The 16262-nt window shown below is 73.8% G+C and carries 13 protein-coding genes; 9 read left to right on the forward strand and 4 right to left on the reverse strand.

Annotated elements, in window-relative coordinates; all coding sequences use genetic code 11:
• Nucleotides 1-3: 3 nt before the first annotated feature.
• Nucleotides 4-1119 (reverse strand): hypothetical protein, encoded by a 1116-nt coding sequence (locus NNW99_RS01230; protein ID WP_215116712.1) that lies wholly within the window; start codon nucleotides 1117-1119, stop codon nucleotides 4-6.
• Nucleotides 1120-2404: 1285 nt separating this feature from the next.
• On the opposite strand from NNW99_RS01230, the gene NNW99_RS01235 reads away from it, so the two are divergent.
• The 3 genes from NNW99_RS01235 to tgmB all read left to right on the forward strand — a co-directional run bounded on the left by NNW99_RS01235 (nucleotide 2405) and on the right by tgmB (nucleotide 4039).
• Nucleotides 2405-2716, forward strand: coding sequence for a YkvA family protein (locus NNW99_RS01235; protein WP_215116713.1), 312 nt, complete (start codon nucleotides 2405-2407; stop codon nucleotides 2714-2716).
• Between the two features lie 131 nt (nucleotides 2717-2847).
• Nucleotides 2848-3039, forward strand: coding sequence for a putative ATP-grasp-modified RiPP (gene tgmA / locus NNW99_RS01240; protein ID WP_193482685.1), 192 nt, complete (start codon nucleotides 2848-2850; stop codon nucleotides 3037-3039).
• 16 nt (nucleotides 3040-3055) lie between these two features.
• Nucleotides 3056-4039 carry an ATP-grasp ribosomal peptide maturase gene (gene tgmB, locus NNW99_RS01245; RefSeq protein WP_215116714.1) on the forward strand — a complete coding sequence of 328 codons (984 nt, stop codon included), beginning with the start codon at nucleotides 3056-3058 and terminating at the stop codon, nucleotides 4037-4039.
• A gap of 51 nt (nucleotides 4040-4090) precedes the next feature.
• Here tgmB and NNW99_RS01250 read toward each other — a convergent pair whose 3' ends face one another.
• Nucleotides 4091-4294 (reverse strand): hypothetical protein, encoded by a 204-nt coding sequence (locus NNW99_RS01250; protein WP_215116715.1) that lies wholly within the window; start codon nucleotides 4292-4294, stop codon nucleotides 4091-4093.
• Nucleotides 4295-4441: 147 nt separating this feature from the next.
• Entirely contained in the window at nucleotides 4442-4915 is a 474-nt protein-coding gene (locus tag NNW99_RS01255; protein WP_215116716.1) for a hypothetical protein, read from the reverse strand.
• A 188-nt stretch (nucleotides 4916-5103) separates the two neighbouring features.
• On the opposite strand from NNW99_RS01255, the gene NNW99_RS01260 reads away from it, so the two are divergent.
• Nucleotides 5104-6075, forward strand: coding sequence for a GlxA family transcriptional regulator (locus NNW99_RS01260; protein WP_215116717.1), 972 nt, complete (start codon nucleotides 5104-5106; stop codon nucleotides 6073-6075).
• A 44-nt stretch (nucleotides 6076-6119) separates the two neighbouring features.
• Here NNW99_RS01260 and NNW99_RS01265 read toward each other — a convergent pair whose 3' ends face one another.
• Entirely contained in the window at nucleotides 6120-6371 is a 252-nt protein-coding gene (locus NNW99_RS01265) for a DUF5133 domain-containing protein (RefSeq protein ID WP_215116718.1), read from the reverse strand.
• 219 nt (nucleotides 6372-6590) lie between these two features.
• Between NNW99_RS01265 and NNW99_RS01270 the strand changes: the two genes are divergently transcribed.
• The 5 genes from NNW99_RS01270 (at nucleotide 6591) to NNW99_RS01290 (ending at nucleotide 16252) form a co-directional block, all read left to right on the forward strand.
• Entirely contained in the window at nucleotides 6591-8129 is a 1539-nt protein-coding gene (locus NNW99_RS01270) for an acyl-CoA carboxylase subunit beta (protein ID WP_251057668.1), read from the forward strand.
• A gap of 69 nt (nucleotides 8130-8198) precedes the next feature.
• Nucleotides 8199-9962, forward strand: a complete 1764-nt coding sequence (locus tag NNW99_RS01275; RefSeq protein ID WP_215116719.1) for a fatty acyl-AMP ligase — start codon at nucleotides 8199-8201, stop codon at nucleotides 9960-9962.
• Entirely contained in the window at nucleotides 9959-13933 is a 3975-nt protein-coding gene (locus NNW99_RS01280) for a type I polyketide synthase (protein WP_215116720.1), read from the forward strand. Before NNW99_RS01275 ends, NNW99_RS01280 begins: the two co-directional genes overlap by 4 nt.
• Nucleotides 13934-13955: 22 nt before the next feature.
• A complete protein-coding gene (locus NNW99_RS01285; protein ID WP_215116721.1) occupies nucleotides 13956-14912 on the forward strand; it encodes an alpha/beta hydrolase family protein in 957 nt (318 codons plus the stop codon).
• Between the two features lie 122 nt (nucleotides 14913-15034).
• The gene (locus tag NNW99_RS01290) at nucleotides 15035-16252 is read left to right on the forward strand and encodes a CdaR family transcriptional regulator (protein ID WP_215116722.1); all 1218 of its coding nucleotides are present in this window, start codon (nucleotides 15035-15037) and stop codon (nucleotides 16250-16252) included.
• Nucleotides 16253-16262 lie beyond the last annotated feature (10 nt).

A 16262-nucleotide genomic window follows, 5' to 3' on the forward strand; every position in this document is an offset into this window, starting at 1 on the left:
ACGTCACTCCGCCATACTGCGTGCCTCGGTCGCCGGCAACGGCGCCCACTGGCCGCTGACGAGCGGCGCCACCGCGCGGAAGACCAGCGAGACGAGGGCCAGCAGCGCCGTGCACACGGCGGCACCGGCGGCGAACCACGGCGGGGCGAGCGCGAGGTCCACGGCCCGGGTCAGGGACGCCGACGGGAAGGAACTCCCGTACGCCTGCGCCCCGGCCAGCACCGTGGGCACCACCACCGCCCCGACCAGCACCGGCGCCACGGGGCGCAGGGCCAGCAGCAGCGCCAGCACCGTGCAGAGCACGGACAGGCCGAGAGCTATGGCGTGCAGGTCCAGGGAGGCTCCGCCGCGCTGCAGCGGGAAGTGGGCCACCGCGCATACGGCCAGGCCCAGAGCCGTCAGCCAACTCGACCATGCCATGGACCTGGTGAGCCGCTCCGTCGCGCGGTCGCGGTCCGACGGTGCGGAGTCGAGGGTCCGGCGGGTCTCGCGACGCTTGGCGGGCCGGACGGGTGTCAGGGGCTGTGTGGTCTCGGCATCGGGGGCCGGAGGCGCGGCGGGCACCCGGCCGTTGCGGTCCAGCCGCTCCAGGCCGAGGCGGTCGATCAGCTCCACCAGCTCCCCGACGGACCGGCCGGTGGCGGCCGCGCGGAGTGCCTCCTCGCGGACGTGGGGCATCTGCGGCTCTTTGTGCAGCAGGGTCACCAGCCGGGTCACTTCCTCCACCGGCCGGTGGGCGGCCGCGGCCCGGATCGCCTCGTCCGCGCTGTCGGCGTCCCGTGGGGGCTTCGTCAGCAGGGCGATCATCCGGCTCACGTCCTCCACGCGCCGCTCCACACCGGCCGTACGGAGGGCGTCGACCATCGCTTCGGCGTGGTCGGGCGACTTCCCCAGCGATGTGATGAGGGCGACGACCTCCTCCAGGGGCCGGTCGACCACGGCGGCGTGCACCAGGTCGCTGACCGCGTCACCGTACGGCGCGGGAACCGGCCCCGTGCCGGGCCGCAGCTCCACGGGATTGTCGTCCAGCGACCGAATCACGAACGGCCGCGCCCCCGACTGCTCCACGTCGGCCCGGTCCGGACCGGGGCCGTCGAGCGGGGCGTGCGGTGCATCCACCGGCTCCTTGCGGAGGCCCGTGGGCGGGGTGGAGGGCCGCGCCGGCTGGTGGGACGACCCTGCGGCAGCGGGCGGGGCGGACGGCGGGCTGACGGGGTTCGGGCGGGGGCCCACAGGCGCGGCGGCCTGACGATCCGCCTGCTGAGCCCCCGAGACAGCGGGCTCGGCCGAGAGCGGCCTCACCGGGTTCGCAGAGGGACCCCCGGGCGCGGCGGACTGACGGTCCGCCTGGGGAGACCCTGCGGCGGCATGCGGGGCGGACGGCGGGCTCACCGGGTCAGGGCGGGGGCCCGCAGGCGCGGCGGACTGACGGTCCACCTGGCCCGGCTCCGAGTCAACGGGCTTGGCCGACGGCGAGTTCACCGAGTTCGCAGGGGGACCCTCGGGCGCGGGCGATGGCCGGTCCGTCTGCTGCGGCGCTGAGACGGCGGGCTCGACGGGCGGCGAGACCACCGGGTTCGGGCGAGAGGGCGCGGCCGACGGCCGGTCCGCGTCGTCCGAGCCGGGGGCGGCGGACCGGTCGAAAGCCACAGCCGCCTCGCCCGAGGCAGAGGCAGAGGCAGAAGCAGGGGCAGGGGCAGGGGCAGCAGCAGAGGCAGACGCAGGGGTCGCCGGGCGCGCCGGCTCCTGGTCCGTCGGGGCCGCATCGGGGCCGGCAGGCCGAACATTCTCAGCCACACCGGCGGCAGCCGACCGCACGGGATCCGCCCCGTTTACGACAGGGGCGACAGGCGTGGCAGACGACGGAGCGATCTCGTCCACGCCAGAAGCAGGCGTCGGCGCCGACACCTGGTGCGGCCCGTCCCCAGCGAGGGCGGCCGGTTCCGTGCCCGGCGGGCCCGCGGGGTGAGGCGCGGCGGGAGGCTCGGTGCCCGCACGGTACGTCTCGTGCGAGGGGGCGGCGGGCTGTGTGCTCGTCTGCTCCACCTGGTACGCGCCGGTGGCGACGGTGGTCTCGGCGGACGGCTGGGCGGACCCGTTCGACTCGCCGGTTATGGCGGACCCGTTCGAGCGGGGTGATGAAGAGCAGGTGGTCATACTCGCCTCCATGGGAAGAGTGCGGCCGCTCCTGCGCCCCCCGTCGTGTGACGAGCGACGTTACGCTGACCATTACTAGGCGCCCCCTTCACCCCGTGCCACTCGTGTGAGCCACCGGGATGACCACCCGCACGGGAAAATCCGCCGACGCGCCGACATGTCGGGCCCCGGCCGCAATACAGCCGCCGGAAACGGGAATCCACGTAAAGACACCCCGTGTCGCGGCACGCCAGGAGGAGGGCAACCCGTGGATACGACCGCAACGGTGATCACCCTGGCCGCGATTCTCGCGGCCGTCGTCCTCGTCCTCGCCGTCAGCGTCTTCCTGAGACTGGTCCGGACCCGGCGCGATCTGCGGAGCGCGGGTCTGCCCACCGGGCCGCGCTGGGTCTTCTGGGGCGCGGTCGCCTATTTCGTCCTGCCTGCCGACGTGCTGCCGGACCCGGTGTACCTGGACGACATCGGTGTTCTGCTGCTCGCTCTGCGTACCGTCCGCGGCTCCCTCGGCGAACGGGATCGCAGGACGACACGCCGGGCTGACCACGAACCGGCAAAATAACTACGGAGAGTAAGGAAACCAACCACCCGTTCGATTCGTATAAGTCTCTGGAAGCCGAAACAAGCGAGCGGCCGGGGGGCCGCGCCCAATGACCAACGCTTGGTCGGCGCAGTACCGACGAGGGAGAGACGATGCAACCGTTCGCGCTCAACTACGCGCGCCCGGCAGTGGAGTTGGAAGCTGCTATTCCGTATGTGTACGACACCGGACTGCAGTTGAACGTGCTCCTCGACGGCCGCGTCGCGGCCAGCGACTTCGGCCTGCTGAGAGAGGTGGGCACCACGACCTCCACCGCGGGCTCCAAGACCCACTTCGACGACTGACCGCGGGCCGCCGAAGATGACCGTACTGATCCTCACCTGCGAGGAGGACGTGACCGCGGACATGGTGGTCGTGCACCTGAACGCGACGGGGGTTCCGGTGGTCCGCGTCGATCCCGCAGACCTGACCGGCGGTGTCGCACTGTCGGGTGAGTTCGTCCACGGCCGCTTCCGTGGCCATCTGTCCGCCGGGGGGCGGCTGGTGAGCATCGGGGGACTGCGCTCGGTCTGGGTGCGCCGGCCCGGCACCCCGGCCGGGCGGGCGGCCCAGCCGTCCGCGTGGCTGACCGAGGAGGCCGCTCAGGCGCTCTACGGCATGCTGCGGGGCTCGGACGCGCGCTGGATGAACCACCCGGACGCGGCCCGCCGGGCCCGGCACAAGCCGTGGCAGCTCAGAGTCGCCCAGCGGTGCGGACTGCCCGTGCCGGCGACGCTGATCACGACCTTCCCGCGGGCCGCCCGCGAGTTCGCCGAGCGCTATCCGGACCTGGTGGTCAAGCCGGTGTCGGGCGCGCATCCGCAGGACCCGCCCCGGGCGGTGCCGACCAGCCGGGTCGCGCCGGACACGGACTTCTCCGCCGTCGCGTTCGGGCCGACGCTGTTACAGCGCCGGGTCGCCAAGCGGGCCGACATCCGTCTCACCGTCGTCGGTGAGCGGCTGCTGGCCGCCCGCAAGGCGACCGCCTCGGACGCGGACCCGGACGACGTCGACGTGCGCTTCGCCGCGCCCGGCTCGCCGTGGCAGCCCACCGATGTGCCGTCGTGCATCGCGGCGGGCGTCCACTCGTACCTGCGTGAGGCGGAACTGGCCTACGGGGCCTTCGACTTCGTCGAGGACGCGGACGGGACCTGGTGGTTCCTGGAGTGCAACCAGTCGGGGCAGTTCGGCTTCGTCGAGGTGGAGACGGGGCAGCCGATCGCGCGCACCATCGCCGAGTGGCTGGCCCGCCCGATCCCCGAGGAGTCGCCGCATGTCAACGGTTCGAACACAAAGGTCCGTTGAGCACCAGGGCCGGCCACGCGCCGGCCCCGGGCGGTCCCATGACGAGAGGCCTCACGGCTGGCGCGGGGCGGGGAGCATGGCCGTGCGCTGCCAGCCCGCGCCCGGGGACTGCGGGCGGTCGTAGCCGGGGGACTGTGCGGGCCGCATGACCAGCTCCAGTTCCCTGCTCACGCGTTCGGCTTCGCGGCGAACCTGTGTGGGCACATCGCCGCACTCCGCGATGAGTCGGTCGTAGATGGGGGAATCCTGGAACACCCGGCAACGTGCCTTTCTGCTCGTCGTCCCCGTGCGGGGGCAAGACTGACGAGTCTAGGCGGCCCGGCATCCCGGAGTGTGAATTCCCTGGGATGACTTGACGCAGAACGGACATCTGTGCCAGGCGAAGTGATGGGGCTCTCGGTCTCAGGCTCCCGTGGTGGAACCCGGCCGGACGATCATGAGGACGGTGACCGTCGCCCACAGGAGATTGAAGATGCCGGTGAACATGGCGAGTTGCACGGTGTTCCCGTGCTCGACGGCCTGTTCGCCGTTCAGCCGGTCGAGGAGCTCTTCCTGGCGGGGCAGGACGAAGGCGGCCAGGATCCCGGCGGCGGCCGCGGTCAGCGCGATGGAGGTGACGAGCCATCCGCTGCCCAGGACGCCCATCGCGGCACCGGTGGCGAGCCCGAGGACCGGGACGGTCAGTCCGATACCGGAGTAGACGCGGCAGATGCGGTGCAGCAGCGCGACCGTGCCGACCGCCGAGGGGCCGGCCGTCTCTCCGAGCGCCGCGGCCGCGCGGCGCGCCGCCGGCGGGAACATGCTGGCCGCGACGGTCACGGGACCGATGGCGACGATGGCGGCCAGCACATGGAGGGACAGCAGGATCTTGGTCACCGGGGCTCTTTCCACGACGTGTTCGACGATGCCGGGCCCACGTTAGGGAGCCGGGGTGAAATCTCCCATGGGCTGGAACGCCAGCTTCCAACGGGTTCTCGCCAACTCTTCCGACCTGCGCTCTCCCCTGCGGGGCCGCTCCGTCCCCGGGTCACTCTGCTGGCGGGAATCCGCCTAGGGTGGCGGGCATGCACTCCGTGGCGATCCTGGTTCTCGACCGAGTGGTGCCGTTCGACATGGCGGCACCCCAGCAGACGTTCGCCTGGACCCATATGCCGGACGGGCGTCCCGCCTACCGGGTCCGGCTGTGCGCCGAGACACCGGAGGTGCGCGCGGACGGCGGTTTCACCCTGCGCATCGACCAGGGGCTCGAGGCGCTGGCGGAGGCCGACACGATCATCGTGCCGGGCTGCTTCCCCGACGCCGCGCCGCCCTCCGCCCGGGTGCTGACGGCGCTGCGGCGGGCGGCCGAGTCCGGTACCCGGATCGCGTCCGTGTGCGTGGGTGCCTTCGTCCTGGCGGAGGCCGGGCTGCTGGACGGTTTGCGGGCCACCACGCACTGGGTGGCCGCCGGTGAACTGGCCCGGCGGTTCCCGCGGGTCGAGGTGGAGCCGGACGTGCTGTACGTGGACAACGGGCAGATCCTCACCTCGGCCGGCGCGGCGGCGGCGCTGGATCTGTGTCTGCACATGATCCGCCGGGATCTGGGGTCGGCCGTCGCGGCGAACATCGCCCGGATGTCGGTGATGCCGCTGGAACGGGAGGGCGGGCAGGCCCAGTTCATCGTGCACGAGCACCCGCCCGTGCCCCGGGGGTCGGCGTTCGAGCCGCTGCTGGAGTGGATCGAGGACCATCTCGCGCACGAGGTGACCTTGGGCACACTGGCGGCGCGGGCGGGGATGAGCGAGCGGACCTTCAGCCGCCGCTTCCGTGAGCAGACCGGCACCACGCCCTTGCAGTGGCTGCTGCGGGCGCGGGTGCGGCGCGCCCAGTATCTGCTGGAGAACACGGACCACTCGGTGGAACGGATCGCGCGCCAGGCGGGGTTCGGCTCGCCGACGGCGTTCCGGGAGCGGTTCCGCAAGGTGGTGGGCACCACGCCGTACGCGTACCGCTCGGCGTTCCACGGGAAGACGAACGCCCCGGCGGCCCGTCCATAGGCCACCGGGGCGGTACCCGGCCGTGCGCCGGGTCTCACACGTTCTCAGCCGACCAGCGTCAAGCCGTTCTCCCCGTCCGCCTCCGCGGCCTCGGACCGCCCCTTGGTGAGCAGCAGGGTGTCGGCCTTGGCGATGGCGTCGTGGATGACGGACGTTCCCATCATCACGCACAGCGTGTAGCTGACGTCCTCAAGCTCGCGTGCCGTCGTCGGCACGTGCCTCTCCGCCTGAGCGATCCTCAGCGACGCGTACCGCGTCAGCAACTCCCTGACGACCTTCCGGTCCGGTACGAGCACGTAGCGCCCCTCTCTCTGTTTTCGCTGCGTATGCCCGAACCACGCGGAACCATTCACATGTTTTACGCACCCCGGGTGGAAATGACTGGAATTGATCGGTCTGTTGTCACCGGGGGATGAAACCCCCTGTCGGAGGACTCAACTCCCCCACACAGAACGGTGATTCGCCCGGCACCTCCCGCCTCGCTGCCATAGTCGAGAGCCCCTTCGGAGGTGGTTGTGAGCACAGAGGTGAGCGGGAGCACCGCGGGACGCGTCGCCGGACTGGCCTCACGCCGGGACCGGGCTCTGGCCCCGGGAGGGCCGCGCAGACGCGGGGAGTTCTCGGCGCGGGAGCGGATCGAACGGCTCGTGGACAAGGACTCCTTCACCGAGACGGGTCTGTTCGTGCGGGCCCGGCCCGCCGGCCAGGACGCCCGCCGCCCCTACGGCGACGGGGTGGTCACCGGGTACGGCACGGTCGACGGCCGCCCGGTGTGCGTGTTCGCCCAGGACTCCACGGTGTTCGGCGGCAGCATGGGCGAGGCCTTCGGGGAGAAGACCGTCGCCCTGATGGACCTCGCCCTGAAGACCGGCTGCCCGGTGATCGGCCTGAACGACTCCGGCGGCGCCCGTATCCAGGAGGGCGTCGCCGCCCTCGCCCTCTACGCCGAGCTGGTGCGCCGCAACGTCAAGGCGTCCGGGGTGATCCCGCAGCTCTCGGTCGTCCTCGGGCCGTGCGCGGGCGGCGCCGCCTACTCCCCGGCGATCACCGACTTCACGGTGATGGTGGAGGGCGCCTCGCACATGTTCGTCACCGGCCCCGACGTCATCGAGACGGTCACCGGCGAGCGCACCACCGCCGAGGAGCTGGGCGGCGCCCGCACCAGCAACACCGTCAACGGCAACGCCCACTTCCTGGCCGCCGACGAGGAGGACGCCCTCGACACCGTGCGCGACCTGCTGTCGTACCTCCCGGCCAACAACCTGGAACGGCCCCCGGAGTACGCGCCCGGGCACGCTGCGCCCGGGGCCGGGCTCGACGAGGTCGTCCCGGACCGGCTCGGTGAGGCCTACGACATGCGGGACATCCTGCACGCGGTCGTCGACGACGGTGAACTGCTCCAGGTGCAGGAGCTGTTCGCGCCGAACATCATCTGCGCCCTGGCCCGGGTCGAGGGCCGCTCGGTGGGTGTCGTCGCCAACCAGCCGCTGTGTGCCGCCGGTGTCCTCGACATCGACGCGTCGGAGAAGGCGGCGCGGTTCGTGCGGTTCTGCGACGCGTTCGGCATCCCGCTGCTGACCTTCGCCGATGTGCCCGGGTATCTGTCCGGGGTGCGGCAGGAGCAGGCCGGGATCATCCGGCGCGGCGCGAAGCTGCTGTACGCCTACGCCGAGGCGACGGTGCCCAAGGTGACGGTGGTGGTGCGCAAGACGTACGGCGGCGGATACGCGGTGATGGGCTCCAAGCATCTGGGCGCCGACGTCAACCTCGCCTGGCCCACCGCCCGTATCGCCGTGATGGGCGCCGAGGGGGCCGTGGGCGTGCTGCACCGGCGTGAACTCGCCGCGTCCGACGACCCGGAGGCGCTGCGCGCCCGGCTTCTCGCCGCGTACGAGCGCACCCACGGCACGCCGTATCTCGCCGCCGAGCGCGGCTATGTCGACGCCGTCATCGCGCCGCGCGAGACCCGGGAGCAGATCTGCCGCGCGCTGCGCGCCCTGCGCGGCAAACGCGCGCCGATGCCGGAACGCCGGCACGGCAACATCCCGCTCTGACCTCGCCCTTCCCGACTCGTGAGCCGATTCACCCCGTACGCCGATCCGCGCCGTGAGGAGCCCCGCCTGATGGACAGCCGCCGCCCCCCGCTCGCGCCCGCGTGCCCGACGCTGCCGGAGTACGTGCGGCACTGGGCCGAGACCACCCCGGACCGCCGGGCGTTCACCTTCGTCGAGCATCCGGCACAGCACTCGCGCGGCGTACACCGCACCCTGACCTGGCGCCGCCTGGACGTACGGGTGCGGGCGCTGGCCGCGCGCCTCGCCGAGCGGGCCGGGCCCGGGGACCGGGTCGCCCTGCTGTGTCCGCAGGGCACGGAGTATGTGACCGCCTTCCTCGCGGCCCTGGCCGCGGGGCTGGTCGCCGTACCGCTGTATCCGCCGGACCTGCCCGGGCACGCGGACCGGCTGGCGGGTGTGCTGGCGGACGCTCGTCCCTCGGTGGTCGTGACCACGAGCCGGGTCCAGGACGAGGTGCGGGACTTCCTCGGTTCCGACGGGCCGCGGATCGTCCTGGCGGACCAGGTGCCCGACGACGCCGCCCGCGACTGGCGGCCCGTCCCGCCGGACGCCGACGCGACGGCCTATCTCCAGTACACCTCGGGTTCGACCCGCGCCCCGGCGGGCGTGGAGATCAGCCACGGCAATGTCGTCGCCAACGCCCGCCAGGCGCTGACCGCCTACGGTGTCGACGCCGGCCCGCTGACCTGCGTGGGCTGGCTGCCGCTCTACCACGACATGGGTCTGGTGCTCAGCGTCGCGGCCCCGGTGACACGCGGGCTGCTGTCGGTCCTCATGGACCCGGCCGCGTTCCTGCACGAGCCGGTGCGCTGGCTGCGGCTGCTCGCCGCGCATCCGAACGTGGTGAGCGCCGCGCCCAACTTCGCCTACGACTACTGCGTCGCGACCGTGACCGCCGAGCAGAAGGAGGGGCTGCGGCTCGACAGGGTCACCGCGCTGATCAACGGCAGCGAGCCGGTCCGCCCGGGCACGGCCGACCGTTTCCACGCGGCGTTCTCCGGCCAGGGCCTGGCCCCGGAGACGCACTGCCCGTCGTACGGCCTGGCCGAGGCCACCGTGTTCGTCTGCGCGGCCCGGCCGGGTGAGCCGCTCACCCGGTTCGCGCTCGACCGTGAGGCCCTGGCGGCCGGGAAGGCCCTGCCCGCGCGGCCGGACGATCCCCGGGCCGTGCTGCTGGCGGGCTGTGGCACCCCGGCGGGCCAGCGGGTCCGGGTCGCCGACCCGGTGACGCGGGCCCTGTTGTCGGAGGGGGAGGTCGGCGAGATCTGGGTGCAGGGGCCGAACGTGGGACGCGGCTACTGGAACCGGGGGCCGGGGGAGGTGTTCGGCGCGGAGTTCGCGGATTCCGCGGCCGTTCCGGGCGGCTGGCTGCGCACGGGCGATCTGGGGACGGTGCTGGAGGGGCAGTTGGTCGTCACGGGGCGGTTGAAGGACCTGATCATCGTGGACGGCCGCAATCACTATCCGCAGGACGTCGAGGCGACCGCCCAGGACGCGGACCCGGCGGTGCGCCGGGACCGGCTGGCGGCGTTCGCCGTGCCGGGCGGCGCCGGTGAGGGGGTGGTGGTCGTGGCGGAGCACGCGCGGACCGCCCGCCTCGCCGAGCTCGACGTACCGGCCGTGGTGCGTGCCGTGCGCGGCGCCGTCTCCGCCCGGCACGGGCTGCGGCTCGCCGATGTGGTCCTGGTGCCGCCGGGTACGGTGCCGCGTACCTCCAGCGGGAAGGTGTCGCGGGCGCTGACCCGGGCCCGGTATCTGGAGGGTGCGTACGGCGGCCGGGCCCGGGCGGCGACGGCGGGCAGCGCGGGATGAGGCCCGTCGACGAGGGCGCGCTGCGCCGGCTCATCGCCGAGCGGCTGGCGGCCTGGTGCGGCTCGTCCCCCGAGGCCGTCCCGATGGACCGGCCCCTGGCCGACCTCGGCATGTCGTCACGGGACGCGGTCGCCCTGGCCGGTGAGCTGTCCCGGGCGACCGGGCGGCAACTGCCGCCGACCCTGCTGTGGGAGACGCCGACCGGAGAGGCGCTGGTGGCGCGGCTGTGCGGGGCAGGATCCCCGGACACCCCGGGATTGGACGCCGCGCAGGTCCCGCGAGCCGGACTGCAGAACGGTACGGCCGAGCCGGTCGCGGTCGTCGGGATCGGCTGCCGGCTGCCCGGCGGGGTGCACGGCCCGGACGACTACTGGCGGCTGCTCAGCGAGGGCGTCGACGCGATCCGGCGCGTCCCGGAGGACCGCTGGCGCGACTTCACCGCCTTCCCGCCCGCCGACGCACACCCCTACGGCGGCTATCTCGACGACATCGCCGGATTCGACGCGGACTTCTTCCGCATCACCCCGCGCGAGGCCATCGTGATGGACCCGCAACAGCGGATCCTGCTGGAGGTCGTGCAGGAGGCGCTCGACCACGCCGCCGTACCGGCCGGGTCCCTGGCGGGCACCGCCACGGGCGTGTTCGTCGGTGTCTCCGCCCCCGAGTACGGGCAGCTCACGGGCGCCGACCCGGGCGCAGTCGATCCCTGGGCGCCGGCCGGGGGCGCCCTGAGCGTCGCCGCCGGGCGGCTCTCCTATGTCCTGGACACCCGGGGGCCGAGCATGGCCGTCGACACGGCCTGTTCGTCCTCGCTGGTCGCCGTGCACCACGCCTGTGTCAGCCTGCGCACGGGCGAGAGCGACACGGCGATCGCCGCCGGGGTCAACCTGCTGCTGTCACCGGCCGTCTCGGTCGCCTTCCGGCGAGCGGGAGCCCTCGCGCCGGACGGACGGTGCAAGCCGTTCTCGGCGTCGGCGGACGGCATCGGGCGCGGCGAGGGCTGCGCGGCCGTGATCCTCAAGCGGCTCTCCGACGCCGAACGGGACGGCGACCGTGTCCTGGCCGTCGTCCGCGCCACCGCCGTCAACTCCGACGGCCGCTCCAACGGCCTCATGGCGCCCAACCCGGCCGCTCAGCAGGCGCTCCTGCGGAACGCGTACGCACGGGCGGGGCTCGCCACAGAACTCGTCGACTACGTCGAGGCGCACGGCACCGGCACCCCGCTGGGCGACCCGATCGAGGCGGGCTCACTCGGCGCGGTGCTCGGCTCCGACCGTGACCCGGACCAGCCGCTGCTGCTGGGTTCCGTCAAGGGCAACCTCGGTCATCTGGAGTCGGCGGCGGGCATCGCGGGCCTGGTGAAGACCGTGCTGGCCCTGCATCACGACAGCCTCCCGCCCTCGCTGCACTGTGCGGAGGGCAGTTCCCTCTCCGATGACCGGCTGCGGATGGTGACCGAGCCGGAGCCCTGGCCGCGCTACGGCGGCACCGCTGTCGCGGGGGTGTCCGGGTTCGGCTTCGGCGGCACCAACGCGCATGTGGTGCTGGAGGAGGGGCCGCCCGGACTGGTCCCGACCCGGTCGGCCGAGGAGCCCGCGGCCTACCTGCACCTGCTCTCCGACCTCGACGCCGAGCGCCTGAGCGACACGGCGGGCCGTCTGGCCGACTGGCTGCGCGACAGCGCCGCGCACCCCGCCGACGTGGCCCGGACCCTGGCGGGGCGGACGGGCCGGGGTCCCGTACGGGCCGCCGTGACCGCCCGGGAGCGTACCGAACTGGCCTCTGCCCTGGGGGCGTTGGCGACAGGGCAGCCGGACGCGCGGGTGGTGACCGGGGACCGCGACCGCGTCGGGCCCGGCACTGTGTGGGTCTTCTCCGGGTACGGCAGCCAGTGGCCCGGCATGGGACGCAGGCTGCTGGCCGAGGAACCCGCGTTCGCCGCCGCCGTGGAGAAGCTCGACCCGCACCTCGCACCGGAGTGCGGCCTGTCCCTGTACGACCACCTGTCGTCCGGTGCCGGCCTCGACCGACTGGAGGTCGCCCAACCCGTCCTGTTCGGGCTGCAACTGGCGCTGGCGGAGCTGTGGCGTTCGTACGGGGTGGAGCCCGCGGCGGTGATCGGCCACTCCATGGGCGAGGTGGCGGCGGCCGTGTGCGCGGGCGCGCTGGACGTGGCGGACGGGGCGCGGGTCATCGCCGTACGGGCGCGGCTGCTGAGCGGGCTGAGCGGCGGCGCGATGGCCGTGGTGGACCTGGACGATGCCGAACTGGACTCCCTGGAAGGGGACTTCCCGGGTGTGCATGTCGCGGTGCACTCCTCACCCCGGCAGAAGGTCGTCACGGGAGAGGAAGCGGCGGTGGCCGGGCTCGTGCGCCGGTTGGAGGGGCAGGGCCGGGCGGCGCGGGCCATGCGGGTCGTCGGTGCCGGGCACTCGCCCCAGGTGGACCCGCTGCTGCCGGAGCTCGTCGACGCGCTGGCCGGTATCCGGGGGCGGCAGCCGCGTGTCCCCGTCTACTCCACCGTCCTCGACGACCCGTGCGGCGACTGCGGGTTCGGCGCGGACCACTGGGCGGCCAACCTGCGGCGGCCCGTGCGGCTGGACCGGGCGCTGGCCTCGGCCGCGGCCGACGGCCACACGGCGTTCGTCGAGATCTCGCCCCATCCGGTCCTGACGGGGGCCGTCGCCGACTCCGTTCCCGGCGCCCTCGCCCTGGCCACCCTGCGCCGGGACGCCGACGGTTCGGAGGCGTTCGCGGGACAGCTCGGCGCCCTGTACGTCGCGGGCGGGCGGCTGCCCGTGCCGCCCGGCCGGGTCGTCGACCTGCCCCTGCCCCGGTGGCGGCACATACGGCACTGGTGGACGGACGGCCGGGCACACCCCGAGCCGGTCACGGAGGATCCTCCCGTCGAAGTCGCCGAGCCCGCTTCGGTCCTAGCCCGGCTGACCCGGCACATCGCCGCCGTCACCGGCCACCCGCCCGCCCGTGTCGCCCCGGGCACCGCGCTGGCCGACCTGGGCCTGGACTCGCTGATGGCCGTCCGCGTCCGTACCGCGGTGGAGCGCGAGTTCGGCATCGCGCTGCCCCTGCGCGACCTGTTCGCCGCCGTCACCGTCGAGGACGCCGCCGCCCGGATCCGGCAGGCCCTCCCCCGCGAGGACACCCCGCTGCGCCCGCTGCGTGCCACCGGTTCACGGCCCCCGCTGTTTCTCGTCCACGCCGCGGGCGGCCCGGTCGCCGTCTACCGCACGCTCGCCGAACGGCTCGGGGACGACCGGCCGGTGTACGGGCTGGAGCGGATCGAGGAGGCCCGGACCGTGCCGGAGAAGGCGCGGCGCTACGCCGAGGCGATCAACGCCGCTCACCCCGACGGGCCGTGTGTGCTGGGCGGCTGGTCCTTCGGCGGCTTCGTCGCCCAGGAGACCGCGCGGCAGCTGACCGCCGCGGGGCGGGAGGTGCCGCTGGTCGTGCTGATCGACTCCGTACGCCCGCTCCCCCGGCCGGGACTGACACGGGCCGATCGGATCCGGGCGCATGTCGAGGGCTTCGCCCGCCACGTCGCCGACACCTGGGGCGTGCGGCTGGAGTTGCCGTACGACGAGCTGGTGGCCCTGGACGACGACGGGGCCCGTATCGACACCGTGCTGCGGGCTCTGAGCGAGGCCGCCGATGTGCCGGCCGCCGCGCTGGAGCATCAGCGGGCCTCCTATCTGGACCTGGGCATCGGGGAGTCGCACCGGCCCGGGGACCACGACGGGCCGGTGGTCCTCTACCGGGCCACCGAGCCCGCGCCGCACACCGTGCGCGACCCGGCGTACGAGCGGGACGACGAGGCGCTGGGCTGGGACGAGGTGTGCCCGCGCCTGGAGGTCGTGCCGGTGCCCGGTCACCATCTGTCGCTGCTCGATCCGCCGCACGTCGACGAGATCGCCGCCCATCTGAGCCGGGTGCTCGCCGAGCGGGCCCCCTGATACCGGAACCCGAGGAGCCGCCATGTCCGACCTGTCGCCGAAGCCCGCCGCCGGAGTGTCCCGGCGCACCGTCGCCAGAGCGACGGCCGCCGCCGGTCTCGCCGCACTGTTCGGGGCCGCGAGCGGCACGGCCCGTGCCGGGGCGGCCACCCGGCTCGGGCCGCGCACGCTGGACGTGTCCGTGCCCTCCGCCGCACTCGGCCGCAGCGCGCCCGTCCGGCTGATCCTGCCGTCGGACTTCGGTACGCGGCCGGAGCGGAGGTACCCCGTGCTGTATCTGCTGCACGGCGCTCACGACGACTACACGTCCTGGACCCGCGAGACGGACATCGAGGCCTTCACCGAGGACCGCGGCCTGATCGTGGCGATGCCGGACGCGGGCCCCACCGGCATCCCCACGGTGTGGCGCGGCGGCCCCGACTACGAGACCTTCCAGGTCGAGGAGGTGCCGGCGCTGCTCGCCCGGGACTACCGGGCCTCCGGAGTGCAGGCGGTCGCCGGGGTCTCCACCGGCGGCTACGGCGCGATGGCCCACGCGGCCCGCCACCCTGGCGCGTTCAAGGCCGCGGCCTCCTACAGCGGCATCCTCGACACCACCGCCCCCGGTGTTCCCGCCATCATGGACGCCATCGTGGCCCGGGAGAACCTGCCGGCCCAGTCCCTGTGGGGTCATCCGCTGCTCAACGCCCTGACCTGGCGCGACTTCAACCCGCGGACCCGCGCCACCGGGCTGCGCGGCACCGCCCTGTACGTCTCGCAGGGCAGCGGAGTGGGCCCGGGCAGCGGCGATCCGCTGCCCGGGGTGCTGGAGAGCGCCCTGTGGCCCTCGGCCCAGGGCTTCGCCGGGGCGCTGGCCCTGCTGGGCATCCGGGCCACCACGCACTTCTACTCGGGAGGAGGACACGACTGGCCCTACTGGAAGCGGGAGTTCACCGCCTCGTGGCCGATGCTCGCCCCCGCACTGGGCGTGCCGGAGTGACGGGGGTGCCGTCGGGGCACGGAACGGAGCGGAGGGGACGTCCGTCCAACACAGGACTTCCCGCTCGTCCCACCGGCAACAGCCCGCGGGTGAGCCGCTTCCGGTCGAAAGGAGTGTCCGTGATGGCCGTGCCCACCCCGCACGGCGTGCCGGACCGTCCCGGCACGCCGCCGGTGCCGCCCGAGCTCGCGGAGCTGCTGCGCGCCCAACTGGCCGCCGTCGCCGACCTGGTGGAGGAAGAGGTCTGCCGTCAGGTTCCCGAGTACGCGCGTCCCGCCGACGGGACGTACCGCAGGAATCTGCGGTCCGGGGTGGTGCAGGCGCTCACCCTGTTCGTCGACCACATCGCCGATCCGCGCGATGACGGGGGCGCGATCGCGGCGACGTACTACGAACTGGGGCGCGGCGAGGCTCTGGAGGGCCGCAGCCTGGACGCGTTGCAGTCCGCGCTGCGGGTGGGCGGACTGCACGCCTGGCGGCTGATGGGCTCCACTGCGGAGCAGCTGGGCCTCGACTCCACCGTCGTCGCCGCGCTCGGTGAGCTGGCGTTCCGGACCGTGCACGAGGTCGCCCAGGCGGCAGCGGCCGGCTACGCGGAGGCCCAGCTGCGCAGCACCGACGAGCTGGAGCGGCGCCGCAGGCGGTTGCTGGACCTGCTGCTGGAGGACGGTCCGGTGGCGCTGGAGGCCGTGCAGGATCTGGCCCACGGCGCGCGCTGGCCGGTGCCCCGGACGGTCGCCGTGGTGGCGCTCGCGGCGGCGCCGGACCGGCGGGAGGAGGACCGGCCGCTGGCGGCGGCGGGCGCGCTGGTGGACATGGAGTCCCGGCCGCCGCGCATGCTGGTGCCCGACCCGGACGGCTCGGGCCGCTTCGGCCGGGCGTTCACGCTCGCCCTGCGCGGCCGGCCCGCCGCGATCGGCCCGACGGTGGCGGTCACGGAGGCGGCGCGATCGCTGCGCCTGGCCACCAGGGCGCTCGGGCTGATGGGGCGTGGCATCCTGCCCCGCCAGGGCGTGGAGCACTGCTCCGACCATCTGTCGACCCTGCTGCTGTACGGCGACGAGCCGCTGCTGGAGCGGCTTCAGGCGCGGGTCATGGCGCCGCTCGACGCGGTATCGGCGGGGCAGCGCGAGCGGCTCGCCGAGACACTGCTGGCCTGGCTGCTCAGCGGCAGCAATGTGCCGGACGTGGCCGCGCGGCTGCACATCCACCCGCAGACGGTCCGCTACCGCCTGCGCCAGCTGGAGAAGCTGTTCGGGGACGCCCTGCACGATCCGGGCACCCGCCTCGATCTCATTCTCGCGTTGCGCGCGGAATCGCTGCACACACCGCAGAACTGACTGCCGCATT

The sequence above is a fragment of the Streptomyces sp. CRCS-T-1 genome, assembly GCF_024442335.1.
GTDB classification, from domain to species: domain Bacteria; phylum Actinomycetota; class Actinomycetes; order Streptomycetales; family Streptomycetaceae; genus Streptomyces; species Streptomyces koelreuteriae.

Coding starts and splice junctions, on each gene's coding strand:
- NNW99_RS01260 (WP_215116717.1), top strand. CDS start 5,104: ATGCACTCCGTGGCGATCCTGGTTCTCGACCGAGTGGTGCCGTTCGAC.
- NNW99_RS01290 (WP_215116722.1), top strand. CDS start 15,035: ATGGCCGTGCCCACCCCGCACGGCGTGCCGGACCGTCCCGGCACGCCG.
- NNW99_RS01280 (WP_215116720.1), top strand. CDS start 9,959: ATGAGGCCCGTCGACGAGGGCGCGCTGCGCCGGCTCATCGCCGAGCGG.
- tgmA (WP_193482685.1), top strand. CDS start 2,848: ATGCAACCGTTCGCGCTCAACTACGCGCGCCCGGCAGTGGAGTTGGAA.
- NNW99_RS01275 (WP_215116719.1), top strand. CDS start 8,199: ATGGACAGCCGCCGCCCCCCGCTCGCGCCCGCGTGCCCGACGCTGCCG.
- tgmB (WP_215116714.1), top strand. CDS start 3,056: ATGACCGTACTGATCCTCACCTGCGAGGAGGACGTGACCGCGGACATG.
- NNW99_RS01285 (WP_215116721.1), top strand. CDS start 13,956: ATGTCCGACCTGTCGCCGAAGCCCGCCGCCGGAGTGTCCCGGCGCACC.